The following is a 21,128-nucleotide window of genomic DNA, read 5'->3' as shown; positions in this document are numbered from 1 at the left end:
CGGGTATCCCGACCCACGGTCCTCATCATATCGCTACGAGACCGGGGGCCCGCTCGGTTTCGGGGAACGGCGGCGCACCTTGAACCCCGACCCGCATGCTGCTAAGGTGCGGACTGGGACGCGCCGGCAACCGGCCCGACCTGTGACGAGGCGCTCCCGAAGGCCCGCGGCAGGCCTTCGCCGGACAGGCAAGCACCAGGCGATGCGCAACCTATTCACGAAACGATTCCGGAGGCGGTACCTATGATATATCCCGATCACGATCAAGACGAATCACCGATTCAACCCCCGACGGCGGCAGACGAATCACCGGAACCGTCCGAAGACCTCACCGAGGACGAGGCCTTATCGACGCTGGCGGGCGCGCTGGTCGGAAACGACGAGAGCGACATGGCGGAGGACGAGACCGACGAGGCGGAAGACGACGAACCGGAAATCGCGTTCGATCCGGAGTCGGATCCGCTGAACCCGGGATTCGATTTGGTTCGCGCCGGTCAATTGGAAGAGGCCGAGGCGTTCTTCAAGGACGCGATCCAGCAAAACCCCCGTGAGTGGCGGGCCCATCTTCAATTGGGACAGATCTACTACAGCCAACAGAAATTCCACCAGGCCATCTACACCATGACCCGCGCCATGGAGACCGCACCGGATACCGCCGAGGTGCTCTCGATGCGGGCGCTCGCCTTCCTCGAAGTGGGCGATGCCGCCCAGGCCCGCGCCGATGCCGAACAGGGCTCCACCGAAGAATCGGACGACGTCTCGGTCTGGAACCGGCTGGCGGTCGTGTTCGCCCGCCTCGGTGACGACGACCAGGCGCTCGGTGCCTACGACGACGCGATTGGCATCGACCCCGACGAGCCCGCCACCTATTACAACCGCGGCCTGCTCCATTCCGGTCGCAACGATTTGCACGACGCCGTCGCGGACTTCGAGAAGGCCCTGAGTCTGGCGCCCCATTACGCCGAGGCCCGTTTCGGGTTGGCCTTGATTCAAATGAACTTGGGAGAACCGCACGAGGCGGCGGGCAATTTCGCCCAGGTGGCCGACCAACTGGACAGCCAGCATCCGCTGGCCGAGGCGGCGATCAAGTACCTGACCCAGTTGCGGACCGGCACCACCGGCGAGCCCCAGGCAAGCGACGCCGAGGCCGAAGCCGCACCCGCCGCCCAGGCGCAACCCGCCGCGGCGATGGAAACACTGGACGTGGAAGGCCTCAACCAATTGATCCAGGCCATTTCCAAGGAGCGCACCGACGACGACGTGCGCCGCCTGTACCTGGCCCTGCCGCTGATCACGGTCTTCACCAACCCCCGCGGCAGTTTGCCCGAACAGCCGGGTCCCTTCAAAACCGACGACGACCACCAGGTGGAAATACCGACCGTGTTCTACGACGACCACCATTTCGCGTTGTTCTACGTGGACCCCGAGGACGAGCGCCTGCGTGCGTCGTACGTGGGCATCCAGGGCCACGAAGTGTTGCGCATGTGCATGGGGACCGAGGGCCTGGACGGCTTGATGCTGCAGAACAAGATTGGCGACAACGTGTGTTTCCACAAGGACCTGTTCCCGGCGCTGATCAAACATTTCGAGCGCCACCACACGGAGGATTGAGGTTTGGGTTCACCGTAGGGACAGGGTTTTTGATGCATAACTCTTTTTTTACCACTGAGTCGTTGCCCAGGCCGGGGGCCCGGGTTTCAGGTGGGTAACTAATCGAAGCGAATCGTTTGGGAGTTCCCGCATTTGTGAGAGGGGCGTCGTTGCAGTAAGTTGGCCCGCCGGGCCGACATTTTTCGACGAACTCCCTGCACATCCGCCTTTTTAGGTTTTTATCTTTATCTTCGAGCTTTACAGAGTTTGTTGCATAAGAGTTCACTGAGTTCGTCGAGATCGACAGGCAGGGCTGAAGCAGCACCGTCTCTCGAATCGGAGAAGTGGGGCTCGAGTGGGTGGCTTCCGCCGAGAAAAGTACTCTAAAGGCGTTTCTTGGAACAGGACATTTTGTCCACGAATCACGCGAATGGACACGAATCAAAGCATTTCCGCGGCATGGTTCCCCCAGTACCGCAGGTCACTCAAAAAACCGGGAATACGAATCCCAAATGGTTTTTAAATTCGTGTCGATCGGTGTGATCCGTGGACAGATTTTTTGGGTGAAATCTCAAACCTAATCACCAAATTAGGTTTTCTACTCCATATTCGAGTATTTCGCACTTCGCTCCAAAGTGGAACGTATCTCACAAACCCAACTCACAGAACAACTTACGACATCACTTTTTTATCTCCGTTATCTCTGTGACCTCCGTGGTAAAAACTCGCGGTCATCGCTGATCGGGATGGAAAACTACCCTTTTGGTTCACGCCTGGCTGGGTGGTGGCCTGCTCCCATGAGCACAAGTACTTAGAAAAATGGGTACCGTTGCCCTCCGATTTTTGAGAATTCGACGCTATTGCCGCCAGTGGCCTCCTTTTCTAGAGTAAACACAGCGACCCACAGAACCTGATGGAGAGGCTCCAAGGCCTTACATCGCCGCGGACACGCCTCGTGATCCCCGCCCTGGATCACCTGGCGTGTCCGCGGCTCGGCATTCCCGTTATGGGCCGCCCCCACCGGGCGGGCCGCTCCGTCACGGCATCCCGATCCCCTCCCCCTCCTCGCCTTCACCCGCCCCGCGTCGACACCGCTCGACCCGGTTGGGTTACACGCCCTGGGGAGCTGGTTCCGGAAGCGAGACCCGCACAGGGATCGCGCTTCGATGCGATGGGTACCCTATTCTTGCGAAGGAAGGCATATGAAACTAAATATATGGTTCGCCAGTTTCTTTGTGTCCGCGGCATTTCTCGCGGTGGTGATGACCGAGACGGCTCCGAAGCCGACGACCGCGGCCCCCACCCATGTCAGCGGCGTCTTCGATCCCCTCGAAATCATTCGCTACCTCGAAGATCAACGGGCCCAGCCAGGCATCGACGACTTTCGGCGCACCGAACTTCAGCGCACCATCGAAAAGGTGCGGCACAAGGCCGGCCTCATCGACGCCACCAAACGACGCCAGCCCGGCCAGGAAAACCCCGGCCTCCTGATCGAGGCCTTCGCCCAGATCAAGACCGGTGCGGACGGGCGCACCTACGGGCCCAATTACCGCGTCCGCGAGTACCGCAAGGCCGAAGCCGCCAAACGGAAGAAACGCGAACCCCTGCCCTGGGTGGAACGCGGACCGGGCAACGTCAGCGGCCGGGCCCGCGCCATCGTGGTCGACGCCGCCGACGCGAGCGGCAATACCTGGTTCATCGCGACCATTGGCGGCGGCATCTGGAAAACCAGCGACGCGGGCCAGTCCTGGGAGAGCAAGACACCCAATTTCACCTCGCTGGCCACGTCCTGTCTGGTCCAGTCCTCGTCGAATCCGGACGTCTTCTACGCCGGGACCGGCATGGGCTACGGCCGCGTGGTGGAACTCATCGGCGCCGGCATCTGGAAATCGACCGACCACGGCGAAACCTGGTTCCAATTGGAAAGCACCGCCAACGGCGAATTGCTTCAGGCGATCAACCGCATCGTGGTGGATCCGAACGACGAGAACCTGGTACTCGCCTGCAGCAACGACAGCTTCAGCCATCTGGGCCCCAAGGGCGGTGAACGCAAATCGGGCATTTTCCGCTCGACCGACGGCGGTCAAACCTGGACCCAGGTCTACGACGCCGACGCGGCACTGGGCACGGCCACCGACAACCGCGTCCAGCAGATCATCGCCGACCCCAGCAACTTCAACAACCTATATGCCTCGGTCAACGAGGTCGGCGTCATCAAGTCGGTCGACGGCGGCCTGACCTGGACGGTCTCGGCCGACAATTTCGCGCTCCCCAGCGATGTGGGCAATCCCACCAACGCCGGCACCGGCCTCGCCGGAATCAGCGTGCGCACGGAACTGGCGATCTCGCCCACCGATCCCAACCGGCTCTATGCGGCGGTGGAACGCCCGCGCGGCATCGCCGACCTCTACATGACGACCGATGCCGGCGCGACCTGGGTCGTGCTGGTGGATACCGGCAACGATCCCAACTGGTTCAACAACCTGGGGCAATCCGGTGCGAACGGCGCCTACACGGCCGGCTGGTTCGACAACACGATCGTGGTGGATCCCTTCGATCCCAACGTGGTGTTTCTCGGCGGCGTGAACATCTACCGCGCCAACGTGGATCCCACCACGAACCAACGGGTGACGTTTCCAATCACCTTCTGGATCCCCAACCAGTTCGGCCTGCCCGTGGTCCACGCCGACCAACACTGGCTGACCACGATCCCCAACCCGGCCGACGGCACCTACCGCATCCTCAACGCCAACGACGGCGGTGTGGCCCACTCACCCGACGGCGGCGCTTCCTGGCAGCAGATCACCGGCCAGACATCGACCCAGTTCTATGGCGTCGACAAGGCCCCGGGCATGAACGCCTACATCGGCGGCATGCAGGACAACGGCACCTTTTTCTCCGGCGCCGATCCCAACGCCCAATCACCCTGGTTCCCCGCCATCGGCGGTGACGGCTTCGAAGCGGTGTGGCACGGCGAAAACCCCAGCCTGTTGCTGGGCGGCTCGCAGTTCAACGGCCTGGCCAGATCCACCGACGGCGGCCTCACCTGGAGCCCCCTGGCCGGTGGGGCCATTACCGGGTTCCCACCCTTCATCACCAAGCTCGCCTCCAGCAAGCAGGACCCCGATTTGGTGTTCATCATCGGCACCGCCGGCATCGGCCGGTCCGACGATTTCGGCTCGACCTGGACCCTCACGCCGATGAGCGGCAACTGGTTGGGCTACCGGCCGTTCGCCAACGTGGAGGTCGCCAACGCCAGCCCACACGTGGTCTGGGCCACCTCGCGGATCAGCCTCGATCCGCCGACCGGCGGCCGCGGTGGCGTGCACGTCTCGACCGACAGCGGCCTGAGCTACCAGGAAGTCACCGCCAACCTGCCCGCCGAAAACCTGACCGAGTCCTCGGGCCTCGCCACCCACCCCGCCGATCCCAACACGGCCTACTTGCTGTTCTCCGCTCCCGGCGCGGCGAAAATCCTGCGCACCACCAACCTCGGCCAGACCTGGACCGACCTCTCGGGCTTCGCGAACGGCGACGGCACCAGCAGCAACGGATTCCCCGACGTGGCGGTGTTCACGCTGCTGGTCATGCCCCATGACGATCAAATCCTGTGGGCCGGCACCGAGATCGGCCTGTTCGTCAGCGAAGACGGCGGCGCCAGTTGGGAATTGAGCGACAGCGGCATGCCCCAGGTCGCCATCTTCGAGCTCTCCCTGGTGGAGGGCCAAATTCTGGCGGCCACCCAGGGCCGCGGCATCTGGACCCTGGACCTTCCCGAACTGGCCGGCTATCGCCCGCCCGAGGCGGTACTCACGCCGCGGCTCACGGCCGTGGCCCAAAACCCCAACGGGACCGTGACGGTCAAATTCGATCTGCGGTCCACCTACGACCAGACCCAGATCATCCGCGACGGCACCGTGATTTCCACCCTCACGAGCAACGATCCCGGCATCGGCAAAACACTTTCCTTCCCGATCGAGGCCGGCGGGAACCTGTCGTTCCGAATCGTGGCCACCAAGGACGGCCAGACCTTCAGTTCGCCCACCAAGCAGTTGTCCGTGACCGTCGCCGACACGCGCGGCAACTACGCCACCGATTTCGAAGATCCAGCGAGTGCCGCCGACTTCATCGGCACCGCGTTCTCGGTGACGACCGCCACCGGCTTCACCGGCAGCGCGCTGCACTCGCCGCACCCCTACCCGGTGGGCGTCGACGTGATTCACCAACTGGCGTTTCCCCTGGTCGTTCCCGCCGAGGACGCGACCCTGACCTACGACGACATCGCGGTTCTCGAGCCTGGAGCCGGCAACGGCGTCTTCGGCAATCCGTTGTTCTTCGATTTCGCGGTGGTCGAGGCCACCCGCGACGGCATCAACTGGAAACCGCTGTCGGCCGGCTACGACGCCCGCTTCAACAGCGCCTGGCTCAACGCCTTCAACACGGGGACGCCGCCCGATTCGAGTATGTTCGTCTCCCACGAGATCGACGTGCACGACACCTTCCTACCCGGCGAGGTGATCCACGTACGCTTCCGGCTGCACTCGGATCCGGGCCTCGTCGGCTGGGGCTGGGTCGTCGACAACGTGCGCATCTTCGGGGAAAACGTGGAACCCGTCCAACTGACGCGCCGCCTGCTGTACCCCTGGATCTCCAACAGCGACGACTTCGAGAGCATCCTGATCGCCAACAACCACGGCGACACGCCCGCCGAAGTCTCCTTCCTGGCCCAGCGGGAAGGCGGCGACCAACTGACGGCCGGTCCCTTCACCATCGAGCCGCGCGGCTTCCTGCGCCGCGGCGCCGGCGAGCTGTTCACGGATTTCCAGGGTCCGCCGGGATATTCGGTCACCTTGAGCACCACCGCGACCCAAGTGCGGGGACGCTGGGTGACCAACAACAAACTTTCGGCCACGGGAAAATCGCCCTCCCAAGGCGTCGCGGTCGATATCACGGCCGGCACCGATCACGAGCGCAAGGGCCGCCAAGTGGTCTTCGGATACCTGCCGAGAACACCGGGCACCACCGCCGCGCCGGTCATCGTGAATACCGGCGACGCCGCCACGGATGTCACGCTGCGGTGGTTCGATCGAGAAGGCCGCCCGCTCCAGGCCCTGGTGAGTACCATTGCGGGGCTGGCGCCAGGCATGCCTTACGCCCGTGCGGTCAACGAACTGGTGTCGGAAGGCACCGACGAGGTCTACCTGATCGCCGAAACGGCCGACCAGCCGTTGACCGGGACGGTCTTCGTCTTCAACGACCAGCGCGAGACCGCGATGGGCAACGTCACCGCACTGACCGCAAACGACGGCAGCGCCAGCGATTTGCTGTTGCCCTGGGTTTCCAGCGCGACGGACTTCGACAGCATCGTGATCGTCAACAATCCCGGAGATGCGTCGGCCAACCTGACCTTGAGTGCGGTCAACCGCGCCGGGGACACGGCATCGGCGACCGCCACGGTCGCGGCCAACGGCTTCTTCGGCGCGGTCGCCGGGGACCTGTTCCCCGAGCTGCACGACCGCGGCGGTTTCAGCGTGCGGATCCAATCGCAGTCGTCGGGACTGCAGGCCCGCTGGGTCACCAACAACCTCGAAGCTGCCTCGGGACGCAGCCCCTCCCAGGGCGTGGCGGCCAACTTGGCCACCATCGGGTCCAGCGCCAACAAACGCGCCGGCCAGGCCTTGTTGCTGGGCTTCCTGCCCACCAGCGAGGGCTTGACCTCGGCGCCGGTGGTCGTGAACGTCTCCAGCCAGCCCACCAACGTCACCCTGTACTTCTACAGTCAGGACGGCGGCCTGGTGAAAACCGACACCGCGACCCTGCGCAACCTGGCGCCCATGCAGCCCTTCGCCGCCGTGGTCAACGACCTGATCGGCAGCGACGAGGATCTCTACGTGGTCGCGGTCTCCGACAGCGGCCCCATCGCGGGCGTGGCCTTCATCTTCAACGACGGCAACGAACCCGCGATCGGCAACGCGACGGTGATCGATTTCGCCCCGTAACCGCCAACTCGTGCCCATCCAGAAACGAAATCATTTCTACAACCCAAGCGGTCCGGCTGGATGGGCACGCGATCAGGGATCAGGCGTCAGGTCTCAGCAAGATCCTTGTTCATAGGCAATTAGCTGACACCTGATACCTGACTGCCGATACCAGTTGGCGTTGGCAACCCTGCCAATTCAGAGGAACATTTTCAGAAGAATCCTTTTCCTGGAGGGGCACCAACTCGTTTCAAATCTCCAAACTGACGCGGAATCCTGAGCCGCGTCTCCCTCTCGGCCGTCGGCCTCCCCGGCGGCCTTTTTTTGTGCCTTGGGATCACAGGGCCATGCGTGAGCCACGGCACATCGGGCACGGCGATGCAAGAAAATTAGAAATCACACTTGCACATCTGAATCGATCAATGTAAAACAAATGTAAACGATCTCTTGCTTTTCCTTTTCAGTCAGCATTTTCCCAGTCGCCTTACGGCAGTTCTCCCCACCCCATAACCTTTCGGATCCACGACCAAGACCAACCTTTCCCATCCGACACGCGGGTGCTCATCGAACCAAGACACGACCTTTACCAGACGATGCGGTTATTTTTGGACAAAAAAAAACCGCGGGAAACATTTCACCGCGGTCGTTCCAAAAACTAGCATAGAGGAGAGAACAGATAGCTTTGGAACAAGAACTAAACTATCCTTGGTTACAGAAGAAAGTCGCCGCTGGTAACTTTTGGTGTGTTCTTGGAGGAGAAACACCCGCGTCTTTCCTTCCTGAAAAAGGTTCTTGAGCAACCGACGTGCCATAAGTCACAATTCTCGGCAAACCCCACCAAACACACCTTCTTTCTTTTTGGCACATTTTTTTCCCTTTCACAAAACTGAGACCCACACCACAAAACCCCGATAAATTGTCAAAAAACGACTCTATCAGGTAGAATGCGTCCGGTTCTCGCGATCGGTCAATGTCGTATGGAATGATTCATGACCGGCCAAGAGATATTTTTGAAACGGGCGACAAGGGGTTTGGGGAACATGGCGACAGAAATCGAGGTCCTGGGCGAAAATACGCCCCGGCTGTCGGATCGCGAAATCCGGACATTCGAAGAGTTCGTCGGTGAGATCCGCAAGCGCTACGGCGAGAATTGGGGTTTCGTTTTCGATTTGAAGGACAACATCGCGCAAGTCCTGCGCTGCATCTACACGGACACCCACCACTCGGGCCTGCTGCCGATGCGCCACATTCCGATCGCCGACAACCTGTCCTGGCGCAGCATGGCGCTCTCCATGGACGAGCCGCTCTTTTTCGACAAGTTCGATTTGGACGACCCCCGGTCTTTTTATCTACAGCGCACGATCCGGCCGCGCCAAATGGCCATCTTCCAGGTGCGGCGCGACTCCAACCTCGGGCTCGTCAGCATGTTCGGCCTCAACGAAACCAAGGCCTATCTCTCGCAGTTGGATTTGACCGACATCCAGGCATTGTGTCAGACGCTGTTGCCGGTCTACGAAAAAATGGTGTGGCGCATGGAACAGGACGTTCTGGATCAGGCCACCCGAACCATTCGCCAAAAAGAGACGCCGATTTTCATCACGGAACTCTTCAACCGGTTACTGGAATCGCCGGTCCTGTTGCTGCGCCGGCTGGACGGCAACACCTATCAGGCCATCAGCCAAAACGGACTGGAGGGCGAGTGGGAATCGGAAACCCTGCTCTTCAACGTCAAGCGCGACAAGGATCAGGTATTTTTCCTCAGTGAATGGGGGAAAATTACGACGTCCCGAGCGATTCCGGCCGATCAGAAACTCACCGGCATCGTGTTCAAACCAGGCCACCACGTGCTGCTGTGCCTGGGCGAGGTCCGCCTGGTGGGCAAGACCAAGGACAATCTGTTCCACTTCATCGAGCAGATCGAGAAACTGTTGCAGCAGAAGCCCTACCAGATTTCGACGCTGTCGTTCCTGCTGTACCTGCAGCACTGGATCCGCTCACAGGAGCGGGACATCAAAATCATATTCCAGCACATCATCGATACCCTGGTGCCGTTCCTCAGCGCGGATTACGGAACCCTCGCCCTCTACTCGCGCGAGCGCAACCGCCTGATGTTCGTCAGCCAGGCCGGCCAATTCAGCAACCCGCTGAAGGACATCCCCCTGGCCGACAAGGAAGGCACGCCCACCAGCATCTCGGCCTTCGTGGCCAGCGAGAACAAGCCCTACCTGGTCAGCGACGTGCGCCGCGACCCCTATTACCGCGCCTTCAACCCCTCGATCCGTTCGGAAATGTGCGCGCCGATCCGCGTGCGCGGCGAGGTCATCGGCCTGTTCAGTGTCAGCAGCCGCGAGTTGGAGCATTTCTCCAAGCAGGACCTGGCCAAGCTGGAATTCTATTGCGACCAGATCGGGATCGCCCTGTTCCAGGCCGGCATCTTGGAGAAGGTCTTCACCGAGACCGAGGAAGCCAAAAAGCTGGACCAGGATTTCAAGTTCGGATTCGACACCCACACCCACGCCGCCGAGGTGACCTACAACTTCGGCAACCTCGTGGGCAAACCGACCGGCGCGATGCGCCAAACCTTCGACGCCATTCACCGCATCAACGGCTCCGGCCGCGAGGATCTGAACGTGTTGATCACCGGAGAAACGGGGTCGGGTAAGGAGATGGTCAGTTTTGCGCTGCACAATTCCAGCAACCGCGGCAAGAAACCGATGGTCGTCACCAACTTCGCCAGCTTCGGCGGCGACCCGAACCTGATTCAGAGCGAGTTGTTCGGTCACGAGAAGGGCAGTTTCTCCGGCGCGACCCACCGCCGGATCGGCTGCATCGAGCAGGCCCACGAAACGACCCTGTTGATCGACGAGGTGGGCGACATCGTGCCGTCGGTCCAGATCAAACTGCTGCGCGTCCTGCAACAGGGCAACGTCAAGAAGTTTCAGCGCTTGGGCGGCCAGGAGACGATCACCTCGAACGTCCGCATTCTGGCGGCGACCCACCAGAACCTCTGGCAACTGGTGAAAGAGGGCAAGTTTCGCGAGGACCTTTTCTACCGCCTCCAGACCCTGGTGGTGCGGATTCCGCCGCTGCGCGAACGTCTGGAGGATATCCCGTTGTTGGCCGCCCACTTTTCGGCCCGCTACGAGCAAAAGGTGCCCGGCCTGAAAATCACCTGGTCGAACCGAGCCATGCAGGCCCTGGAAGGCTACTCCTGGCCCGGCAACGTCCGCCAATTGGAGGCGGTCATCAATCGCGCCCTCGTGATGTTCGCGGAGGACGGCAACATGACGGAGGCGGCGATCGAGCAGAGCCTCGCCGCGGAGATGCACCAGCGCGGCAACGAGCAGGAAAGCGGCGTCGGTGGCACGCAACTGTTTCGCCAGGTTTGCGATGGCGGGCCCAACGCGTTTTGGGGCATGGTGCAACAGCCCTATCGGCAGCACGAGATCACCCACGCCAACCTGTTGGCCCTGGTGCGCGAGGCCTTGACGGAATCGAAGGGCAGCTACAAGCAGGCCGCCGCGATGATGGGCATCGTCGACAAGGATTACAACCGGTTCCTGGACTTCCTGAAGAACAGCCGCGCCAAGCTGGACTACCGCGAATTCCGCCGGTGAGCGCACCTGCGTAGCCCGCCCATCGAAGCACGTATCAGGAGCGTTCCCGCATGCCGAGAGGGGCGTCATAGCTGTAGGTTGGCCCGCTGGGCCGACTTTCGAAGCGGCGTAACTCACAATAAGTCAGCTATTTCAAGAGCGAAACGTCGATGCTGGCGTATCCTTGTCTATCGAAGAACGGGGAAATGAGGCGACCCTCTCGACATGCGGGGATTCCCAAAGGACCCACTTCGAAGAATCGGCTCGCGATCAGAGGGCCGGCTCGGTTTCCGGGGTGTTGAGCGACCAGTCGTAATCGAGATAGACGATGTGCGCCGGCTCGTGGCGGGTGACCGTGACGTAGCGCCGCAACATCTGGCGCACCTGCGCCTCGCCGCCGAAATCGTCGGCGTACCACTTGAAAATCGAGGACAGGTACCAAGTGTGCTCCTCGGGTTCGTAGCGATTGAAGCGGCGATCGCGGATGAAGGCGACCGCCGCCGATTCGAGCTGGCGTTCGAGAGTCTCGGCCACGTAGGCCTCGCGCGACATCGGCGGGCAAGAGGCGGAGGCGCAAATGAGCGCGAAATGAAGCCGGGGGTCGAATCGACGAATCACCCGCGACTCGAAGCCATGCAGGGAAACCGTCGACCCGGCGATGCGGTAGTCCCGATCGCGGAAGAACTGGTGGAGCGGACCGACCTCATCGATGGAATCGATCGGCCAATGATGCAGGACCCCGGCGATCACGCTGGCGTTGTAAGCGTTGATGAAAAAGGCCAATCGCTGGGAATCGTCGTCGAACACGGCCGGCGTGGCCGAGGCCGCCTGTTCGAGATAGGTGTCGAGATCGCTGCGTACCGTGCCCACGGCCTTGGTGTAATCGACCCGGCCCCGATCGTCGACGACCGCGGTGAGAAACCGCTGGTAGGCGGTCGGATCGGGCCGCGAATAGGCGCGACCGTCGGGGATCAGGATCGCGTCCGCGCCATCGAGGCCGGCGAACCAACGCCAGCCGAACCATCCGGACGCCGCCACCAGTGTCAGAAAAAACAGAAGAACCACCCCACCCGATTTTCGCATCGTCACCCCTTGCGTTCCCACGCTCGTCACATCCCCACCGGCCAAACAACCACCATTCGAGGAATCATTCCCGCTGAGCCTGGTGATCCACCTGGTACAGCTCCCACTCGAAGGCCTCCTCGCTTGGGTACCGCTTCAATCCCTTGCCACTCAATACGTGTCGATCGGGCATCACGATCGCACCGGAGTGTTTGGCAAGGGTGCCGACCAACTGGAAAAACGCCGCTTTGGGGTTTTCCGAGGGGACCAGCTTGCGGGCGTCGAACCGATTGGCCCAAATCCGAAAGACGCGGTGCTTCGAGCGTGCGACGGCCAGCGGATCGCACACCAGGTCCAAGACCACGACCGACTTTTGCGCCTCGCCTTGGACGATGCCGAGCGACATGCCGTGAATTCGGTCGAAGGGAATCCGTTTGCGGTGCTTTTCGCGAATCACCAGCACCAAGCCCTCGCGTCCAATCCGCTCCGGAATGGCCGGGTGGACATCCAGGGCCCCGATACGGTGCAGGGACTCGACCAGGTCGTCAGCGGGCCCATCCAGCAATCGGTCGAACGGATCTTCCTCGTCGGCATGGGTTTGCCCCGATCCCGCCGACACGGGGACCGATACCGAAGCGGGTGGCGGCACGGGCACTTCGGGCAGCGGCAGTTCCACCTCGGGATCCCCCTGAACGGGTGCGACAGGCAGCGGTGGCGGACCCGCCGCGACAGCGGGCGCCCCTTCCGCCGCGAAGGCGGCGTCGAAGGCCTGCTGCTGGTGCGCTTCGAAGGAAGCCTCGTCCCGAATCGTTTCGGGGGACAGGTCCAGCGGCGTGGCGGCCACCTGGGCCGCCTCGTGGTGCACCGGCTCTTCCTCTCCGGCCAGGGGAAGGGACGAGATTTCGATCGCCTGCACCGGGCCTCGTGATGGCGCTGCACCCGAATCGCCCTCACCCACCTCGACAGCAATCTCTTGGTACTGATAATCCCGATAATCGGGGTCGGCTTCCCACTTGGCCCACAGCGATTCGAACTCGCGGCGGCGCCCCTCGTCCAAATCCGAGGAATCGCGCAGTTGCGCCCCCATGTCCAGTGCCAACCGATGATTCCGGCTACCGGCCAGTTTCACCAGGTTGAAGAGGCCCACCGCCTCGTGGGGCGCACTGGTTTCCGCACAGCGCATCAACATGTTTTCAGCTTCGTCGTAGCGGTGGGCTTCGAACAAGCCCTTCGCCAATTTGGCGACCATGCCCTGGGGCAGACGCACGTTGGGCATCGACCGATCGAAGCCCTGCCAGATCAGGTAGGCCTGGTCCACTTCGCCCTCGCCCAGGTACCAGGGCAACAGCTTGCGACCGGCGATGCGCATGTCCTCTTTGCTTTCGGCTTCCCGCGCCTTGGCCCAGTAGCGCTTCCAGACTTCCATGAATTCCGGGTGATTCTTGACTCCCTTGGCCAGGATCCCCAGGACCTCGTGCCCGCGACCCGTGCGTTCCGCAATGTCGACCGCGCGCAACGGGTTGTTTTCCGGATCGTCAAGGTCGAGCCCCTTGGGATCCAATTTCCGCTGCAGCCCGGTCAATTTCATGCCGCCGGCCACCGCGACCCCGAAGAAGAAACCCCATACGTGCACCCAGTGCGCCACACCCGATGCGACACCCATCGAATCCATCATGACACCGAAAAACACTTCCTTGAGCAGGTACAGCGGCAGGACGACCCAGGCGGCCACATCGAAAGTGCGGGCGATGATCAGGCCGAGCCACACGAACAACTTGATTTTCATCGTCGCGAAGTTCACCAGAAAGGCACCGAGGCAGGCGGCGATCGCCCCGGACGCACCCACCAGGGGAATGGTGCTGTCGCCGTAGTGAACGCCGTGCATCATGCCGGCGAACATCCCGCCCAGGCAAAAGAACCCCAGAAAAAACGACCGGCCCCAGCGATCTTCGAGGAAGGGGCCGCTGAGGTAGAAAAACAGCAGATTGCCGATCAGGTGCCACCAGCCGGCATGCAGGAACACGTGGCTCAAGAGTTTGAAGATGCCACCCTCGGCCGGGATGTACCCGAATTTGCGGCTCGGCATCTCGTAGACCATGTCCAGAAATCGCCAGGCCAAATGGTTGAGTTCCTGACTGCCCGCCTCGATCTCGTGGACATTGGGCTCGGACATGATGCCCGGGATGTCCTGCATGGCGGCCTGCGTCTTGATGATGTTCTCGATTTCCTCGATCGCCACCCCCATTTCGACGAAATGCGAGCGCGCCTCGTCCTCCAATTCCAAATGAGGGTTTTCGGCATAATAGGTAATGAAGGTCCGGAAAGATTCATCCAAATCGTCGGTGGTCTTCATGCCCGTAAACGGCAGGCCGACGTGAATCAGAAAACACAGCGCCATGATTCCGAAACTGATCAGGGGGGCCCGCCGAAGTTCGTTTTCTTCCAAACCGATGGGAATGATCACCGCAACCTCTCCTTTTGCGCCGCACCATCTCGACCCGGTGCCGCATCGCGCCGCGGTCTCCGCGTTCGATGCCGAAATCCATACAAGAGTTCCCCGAGTTATCGGCAAGGGGCGCGAAAACAAGGCCAACCATATCGGATCGTCGACCCGGAGGGAAGCGACCCGATCACAAGATCGACACTATCGCCAAAAGTCCCTCGAAGATATAGGCGTCGAAGCGAAAAAAATCGTGTTGGATTTCTGTTTTTCGCTCGGGGTGACCCGACGTTCGAAGACCCGAACCGCGCACGCGCGAATCGAACCGCGCGACCCTCAATACTTTTCCGGTTCGTCCTGGCCACCGTCCTTCTGTTCGGCGCCCTTGCTCGAGACCTCGGCCGGAACCATGCCCGATTCGAGCATGGGCATCTCGGGTGAGCCCTCTCCGTCCTGAGACGCATCCAACGATGCGGCGTGAATCTCGCGCAGCTCGGACAACTGGCGTTGCAGGGGGTGCTTTTCGTGAAACATCATGGCCGCCACTTCGCCGGCCCGTTCGGCCCAGATGCGCGAATGTTCATCGCGGCCGCATCGATGCTCCAGGGTCGCCAGGCGAATCAGGGTGTGGGCCAGGCCATCATCGGAGCCGGACGCGACCTGTTCCGACAGGGCCCAGTTCAGCACGACCCGCGCGCGATCGGGACGATCCACGGCGATGAAATGATGGGCCAATTGCAGCAGGATGCGGGTCACCATTTCGGGATCGCGGGGCTCGACACTCTGAACCACTTCCAGAGCCTGCCAGTGAAGGGCCTCGGCTTCGTCGAAACGCTGCATGCGCCCGTAGACCTGGGCCAATTCCTCGATCACCCCCGCGTAGGAGGGTGAATCGTGCATCTTTATGTTTTCAAGCGCCTTGCGCGCATCCGCCAAACGGCATTCAGCCTCCACCAGGCGACCTTGACGCAGGCGGACGGTGCCCAGGTCGCGCAAACTCTCGGCATAATCCAAGTGATCCTTGCCCAGCACGTCGCCGCGAATCCGCAGGGCCTCCTCCAACAAGGGATGGGCCTGATCGAGCGCGCCCAACTGCAGGCAGACGTTGCCGACGGCGTGCATCATGGCGGCCTGGACCTCGGGTTCGTTGGGATAACCGGCGCGAATGCGATGCACGGCCCGGCTCGTCAGACGCTCGGTGGAGATTTCGGAACGGTTGCGCACCACGAAGTCGGGTTCGGCGAACAGGGCGCTGAAAAAATGATTGAGCTGACGGGCCTTCTGCTTTTCCATTTCGGCGATGCGGTGTTCGCGCTGGGTTTGCCGGTGCTGCACCAGCGTGGTGAGCGAGAACAGGAACAGCATCATGCCCATCAGGGAGATCATGAGAATCGCGAACTGGTGGCGTTCGAAAAAGCGCTGCGCCAAATAGAAGGAACTCTTGCCACGGGCGAGAATCGGGAATCCGCCCAAATAGTTGATGATGTCGTGGGAGAACTGTTCGGCCGAGGCGTAGCGGTGATCCGGATCCTTGGAGATGGCCATCATGACCATGTTGTCCAAATCGCCGCCCAACTGTCTGGCCAGGCGTTTGGGATCGGTACCGCGCTCGCGCGACACGATTTCCGGTGTCAAGACGATCGGTCCGCGTTCGCTGGGTCGCTCGTAGCGCTCCCACATGACCTGGCTCGGTTTCGGCGGGTACGTCTCGCACACGACACGACGCACCTCTTCTTCCGAGCGGTTGGCGAAGCGGTGGGCACGGTGCCCGCAGAGGAGCTCGTAGAGCAGCAGGCCGAGCGAGTAGATGTCGCTTTCGGTAGTGATGGCCTCGCCCGTCACCTGCTCGGGACTGGCGTATTCGGGCGTCATGGGCCGCACCCCGGCGGTAGTCATGGTCACCGGCTCGAAGGTCCCGGGACGCAACAGCTTGGCGATGCCGAAATCGAGCAGCTTGGGTTCGCCCTCGGCCGTCACCAGAATGTTGCCGGGTTTCAGGTCGCGGTGCACCACCAGGTTCTGATGGGCGAAATGCACGGCCGAGCAGACCTTGCGGAACAGGCGCAGCCGGGCGGGCACGGAAAGCCGTCGCACCCGGCAGTAATCGTGGATCGGCACACCGTCCACGTACTCCATCACGAAATAGGGCAGGCCATCCTCGGTGGCGCCGCCGTCCAGCAACTTGGCGATGTTGTGGTGGTTGAGGTTGGCCATGATCTGGCGCTCGTTGTGGAAGCGCTGGATCAGATCGGCCGAGGCCATGCCGAACTGCAGGACCTTGAGTGCGACTTCCTGCTGAAAACCCTCGCCTTCCCGGACCGCCATGTAGACGGCCCCCATGCCGCCGCGCCCGATTTCCTGCACGATGCGGTAGGGCCCGATGCGGTACCCGGATTCGTAGGAGCGCGGCTCGGGGGAGAGTTCGGGGCTGGCGAGCGCCGGTTTCTCGAGAAAGGTCACGTCGGCCACCGCCAGCATGTTCTCGACCTCGGAGCGCAAATCGGCGTCATCCCTGCAGATTTTGCGCAGGAACGCATCACGCGCTTCGGGCTCCAGATCCAAAGCGGCGTTCATAATGTCGTTGATCTGTTTCCAGCGGGCGGTATCCATGAGGTCTCGCGACGGCGTGGTCATCGAATCGGCAGAAGGAGCGGGTGCGATCGAGTCCGAATTCTGCTATTTTCTAGCCATCCCATGCAACCTTATCGCATGAATCGCAACAAGAAACAACCAACTGCCGCCGCAAACCGAGAGGAACTGGGTCCGCTCGAATCGTTCCGCCGCGGAAATGTCCACACTCGTGCCGATTACGGGCGCCTTCTTCGGTACTTTTTCCGCGTTGCATAGATGAGCGGTCTCACCGATCGCGTTTGCCCATTCTCCGCCCTGCCCGAGGCGCTCGCTCGAGGCCGGCCACCGCGCCGGGCGGGACCGTCGCTCTCCCCACCTTACTTCTTTCGCTGGGTCCCACCCCTGGATGTGAGACCCCCTGCTTCCTCCCCGCACATCGTCGTGCACCCGATGCACGTCCACCGATATCCATCCCTTGGAGGTACTTCACTTGAACCGAACCGGTTATTTGTTCATGACAGCACTGTTGCTCGGTTGTCTTCCCATCTCGGCCGCCAAAAAGAAAACACCGGATAAAACCGAACCAACATCGAAACTCGACGCCAAGCTGCTGGGGGGCCTCGCCTTGCGCAACATCGGCCCGGCCCTGACCTCGGGCCGCATCGGCGACCTGGCCGTCGATCCTCGCAATCGCGCCCGATACTACGTGGCGGTCGCCTCCGGCGGCGTCTGGAAAACCGAGAACGCGGGCACCACCTGGCAGCCCATCTTCGACAGCCAGGGCAGCTATTCCATCGGCTGCATCACGCTCGACCCCAGCAACCCCCACGTCGTGTGGGTCGGCACCGGTGAAAACCAAAATCAGCGCAGCGTCGGCTACGGCGACGGCGTCTATCGCTCCCGCGACGGCGGTAAGTCCTGGGAGCACATGGGCCTGAAAGAGTCCGAACACATCGCCAAGATCATCGTCGATCCCCGCGACAGCAACCGGATCCTGGTCGCCTCGCAGGGCCCGCTCTGGTCGGCCGGCGGTCAGCGCGGCCTGTTTCTCTCCGAAAACGGCGGAGCCGATTGGAAGGCCATTCTCGAAATCGACGAGCACACCGGCGTCACCGACCTGGTGATGGATCCGCGCGATCCGGACGTCCTCTACGCGGCCGCCCACCAACGCCGTCGCCGCGTGTGGACCCAAATCCACGGCGGCCCCGGTTCCGGCCTGCACAAGTCCACCGACGGCGGCAAGACGTGGCGCAAGATCCACAACGGCCTGCCCTCGGTCGAACTCGGCCGCATCGGGTTGGCGATCTCGCCGGTGGATCCGGATGTCGTCTACGCCATGGTCGAGGCCGCCCAGGACAAGAGCGGCTTCTTCCGCTCCACCGATCGCGGCGAGAGCTGGGAAAAACGCAGCAGCTACAATTCGTCGCCGCCGCTCTACTACCAGGAGATCTTCGCCGATCCCAAGAACGTCGATCGGGTCTACGCCATGGACACCTGGCTGCACGTCACCGAGGACGGCGGCAAGAGTTTCCACAAGGTACCCGAGCGCGCCAAACACGTGGACAACCACGCCATGTGGATCGACCCGAACGACACCGATTACCTGCTGGTCGGCTGTGACGGCGGCCTCTACGAGAGTTTCGACCGCGGCCAGAATTGGGCGATGAAGACCAACCTGCCCATTACCCAGTTCTACCGGGTGGCGGTGGACGACGCCAAACCCTTCTACAACATCTATGGCGGCACCCAGGACAACAACACCCTGGGCGGCCCCTCGCGCACCAACAGCCAGCACGGCATCACCAACCGCGATTGGTTCGTGACCGTCGGTGGCGACGGCTTCGAGCCGGCGATCGAACCCGGCAATCCGAACATCGTCTACGCCCAATACCAGTACGGCGGTCTGGCCCGGTTCGACAAGGCCTCCGGCGAGATCACCTTCATCCAGCCACCGGTCGAGAACGACGAAGATCCGGCGCGCTACAACTGGGATGCGGCCCTGATCCTCAGCCCCCACAGCCCGACGCGGCTGTACTTCGCCTCGCAGCGGGTCTACCGCAGCGACGATCGCGGGCAGAGCTGGACCGCCATTTCCGGCGATCTCTCGCGCGGCCTGGATCGCAACACCCTGCCGGTGATGGGCAAGATCTGGTCGATCGATTCCATCGCCAAGAGCCGCTCCACCTCGCCCTACGGCAACGTGGTCTTCCTCAGCGAATCGTCGCTGACCGAGGGCCTGATCTACGCGGGTACGGACGACGGCTTGATTCAGGTGACCGAAGACGGCGGCCAGAACTGGCGCCGCCTCGATCGCTTTCCCGGCATTCCCGAACGCACCTACGTGAACGCAGTCGTCGCCTCGCGCCATCAGGCCGATCGGGTCTACGCCGTGTTCAACAACCACAAGAGCGGCGATTTCAAACCCTACGTCCTGAAAAGCGACAACCGCGGACGCAGTTGGACGACGATCACGGCCGATCTTCCCGAGCGCGGTTCCACCTATTGTCTGGTGGAAGATCCGATCGATCCGGAATTGCTGTTCGTGGGCACCGAATTCGGTCTGTTCACCAGCATGAACGGCGGCGGTTCCTGGATTCGCCTCCAGGGCGGGATGCCGACGATCGCGATTCGCGACCTCGATATCCAGCCTCGTGAAAACGACCTGGTCGCGGCCAGCTTCGGGCGCGGCTTCTTCGTCTTGGACGACTACTCGCCGCTGCGCACGATGGACGAAGCCCTTCTGGAACGGGAAGCCCACCTGTTTCCCGTCAAGGATGCCTGGGCCTATCACGAGAGCTACGAGCTGGGTGTGCGCGGCAAGGGATTCCAGGGGGATTCGTTCTACAACGCCGATAACCCGCCCTTCGGTGCCGTGCTGACGCTCTACCTGAAGGAAGCGTACCCCTCGCTGACGGACCAGCGCCGCAAGGCCGAGAAGGCGAAGGTCGAAAAGAAACAGCCGCTTTCCTACCCCTCCTGGGACGCGTGGCGCGCCGAGCAGGAGGCCGGGAAGCCGGCCGTCCTGGTGATGATCCGCGATGACGCCGGTACCGTGGTGCGCACGCTGAAGGCGCCCAACCGGGCGGGCTTGCACCGCATCAGTTGGGATCTGCGCTGGTCGGCGCCCAACCCCACCAACCTCAAGTTCAAGCCCACCACCAACCCCTTCGCCGAGGACCCCATGGGCCCGATGGCGGTGCCCGGTACCTACAGTGCGCAACTGTACAAGCAGATTGACGGCGCCCTCACCCAACTGGGCGAGCCGGTCGATTTCGAGGTGCGTCCCCTGGGCGTGGCGACCCTGCCCGCCGAGGATCGCGCCGGATTGGTGGCGTTCCAACAGAAGACGGCGCGGTTGCTGCGCGCCGTGCAGAGTGCCAACGCCGCGCTGCGCGACGCCGAATCGCGGCTGGATCACCTGAAGGCGGCGGTTCACGACACGCCCCAGGCCGATCGCGCCTGGCTGACGTCGCTCGAGGACATGCAGTCCCGGCTGCGCGCGCTGAAGCGGACCCTGTTCGGCGATCGGGCGGTGGCCAAGGTATACGAGCCAATCTCGCCGTCCATCAACGGCCGATTGGGCGGCATCCTGTTCAGCCATTGGCGGTCGTCTTCCGCGGCCACGGCGAGTGTCCAACGCGAATACGAATTGGCGGCGAGCCAGTTCGCGGAGGTGCTGCCCAAGCTGCGCACCCTGATCGAGAAGGACCTGGCCGACATCGAGGCCAAGATGGAAGCGGCCGGCGCGCCCCACACGCCAGGGCGCCTGCCGAACTGGAAACCCGAGTAATCGCGAAAGGGCACCCACGGGTGCCCTTTTTTCGTGGGGCGGACGGAAATGCCCACCTTGCCGGCATTGCATTCGCCAATCCTGAAAGGAAATTGGGCCGA

At 62.2% G+C, this 21,128-nt stretch carries 7 protein-coding genes; 4 read left to right on the top strand and 3 right to left on the bottom strand.

Annotation, left to right across the window (positions count from 1 at the left end):
• The first annotated feature begins 243 nt into the window (after positions 1-243).
• The 3 genes from J3U87_RS02660 to J3U87_RS02650 all read left to right on the top strand — a co-directional run bounded on the left by J3U87_RS02660 (position 244) and on the right by J3U87_RS02650 (position 11,185).
• Positions 244-1,611: a tetratricopeptide repeat protein gene (locus J3U87_RS02660; protein WP_237381478.1), complete on the top strand. Its 1,368-nt coding sequence runs from the start codon at positions 244-246 to the stop codon at positions 1,609-1,611.
• A 1,181-nt stretch (positions 1,612-2,792) separates the two neighbouring features.
• Entirely contained in the window at positions 2,793-7,589 is a 4,797-nt protein-coding gene (locus J3U87_RS02655; protein ID WP_237381477.1) for a beta propeller repeat protein, read from the top strand.
• Positions 7,590-8,608: 1,019 nt separating this feature from the next.
• Positions 8,609-11,185, top strand: a complete 2,577-nt coding sequence (locus tag J3U87_RS02650; protein ID WP_237381476.1) for a sigma-54-dependent Fis family transcriptional regulator — start codon at positions 8,609-8,611, stop codon at positions 11,183-11,185.
• 249 nt (positions 11,186-11,434) lie between these two features.
• On the opposite strand, the gene J3U87_RS02645 is transcribed toward J3U87_RS02650, so the two are convergent.
• The 3 genes from J3U87_RS02645 to J3U87_RS02635 all read right to left on the bottom strand — a co-directional run bounded on the left by J3U87_RS02645 (position 11,435) and on the right by J3U87_RS02635 (position 17,276).
• Positions 11,435-12,247 (bottom strand): DUF547 domain-containing protein, encoded by an 813-nt coding sequence (locus J3U87_RS02645; protein WP_237381475.1) that lies wholly within the window; start codon positions 12,245-12,247, stop codon positions 11,435-11,437.
• A 64-nt stretch (positions 12,248-12,311) separates the two neighbouring features.
• The gene (locus J3U87_RS02640) at positions 12,312-14,690 is read right to left on the bottom strand and encodes a rhomboid family intramembrane serine protease (protein ID WP_237381474.1); all 2,379 of its coding nucleotides are present in this window, start codon (positions 14,688-14,690) and stop codon (positions 12,312-12,314) included.
• Between the two features lie 312 nt (positions 14,691-15,002).
• Complete coding sequence (locus J3U87_RS02635) at positions 15,003-17,276, bottom strand: serine/threonine-protein kinase (protein WP_237381473.1); 2,274 nt, start codon at positions 17,274-17,276, stop codon at positions 15,003-15,005.
• Between the two features lie 451 nt (positions 17,277-17,727).
• On the opposite strand from J3U87_RS02635, the gene J3U87_RS02630 reads away from it, so the two are divergent.
• Positions 17,728-21,027, top strand: a complete 3,300-nt coding sequence (locus tag J3U87_RS02630) for a WD40/YVTN/BNR-like repeat-containing protein (protein ID WP_237381472.1) — start codon at positions 17,728-17,730, stop codon at positions 21,025-21,027.
• Positions 21,028-21,128 lie beyond the last annotated feature (101 nt).

Source organism: Sulfidibacter corallicola, assembly GCF_017498545.1.
Classification (GTDB): Bacteria; Acidobacteriota; Holophagae; order Acanthopleuribacterales; family Acanthopleuribacteraceae; genus Sulfidibacter; species Sulfidibacter corallicola.
This window is presented reverse-complemented; position numbering and strand designations above follow the sequence as displayed.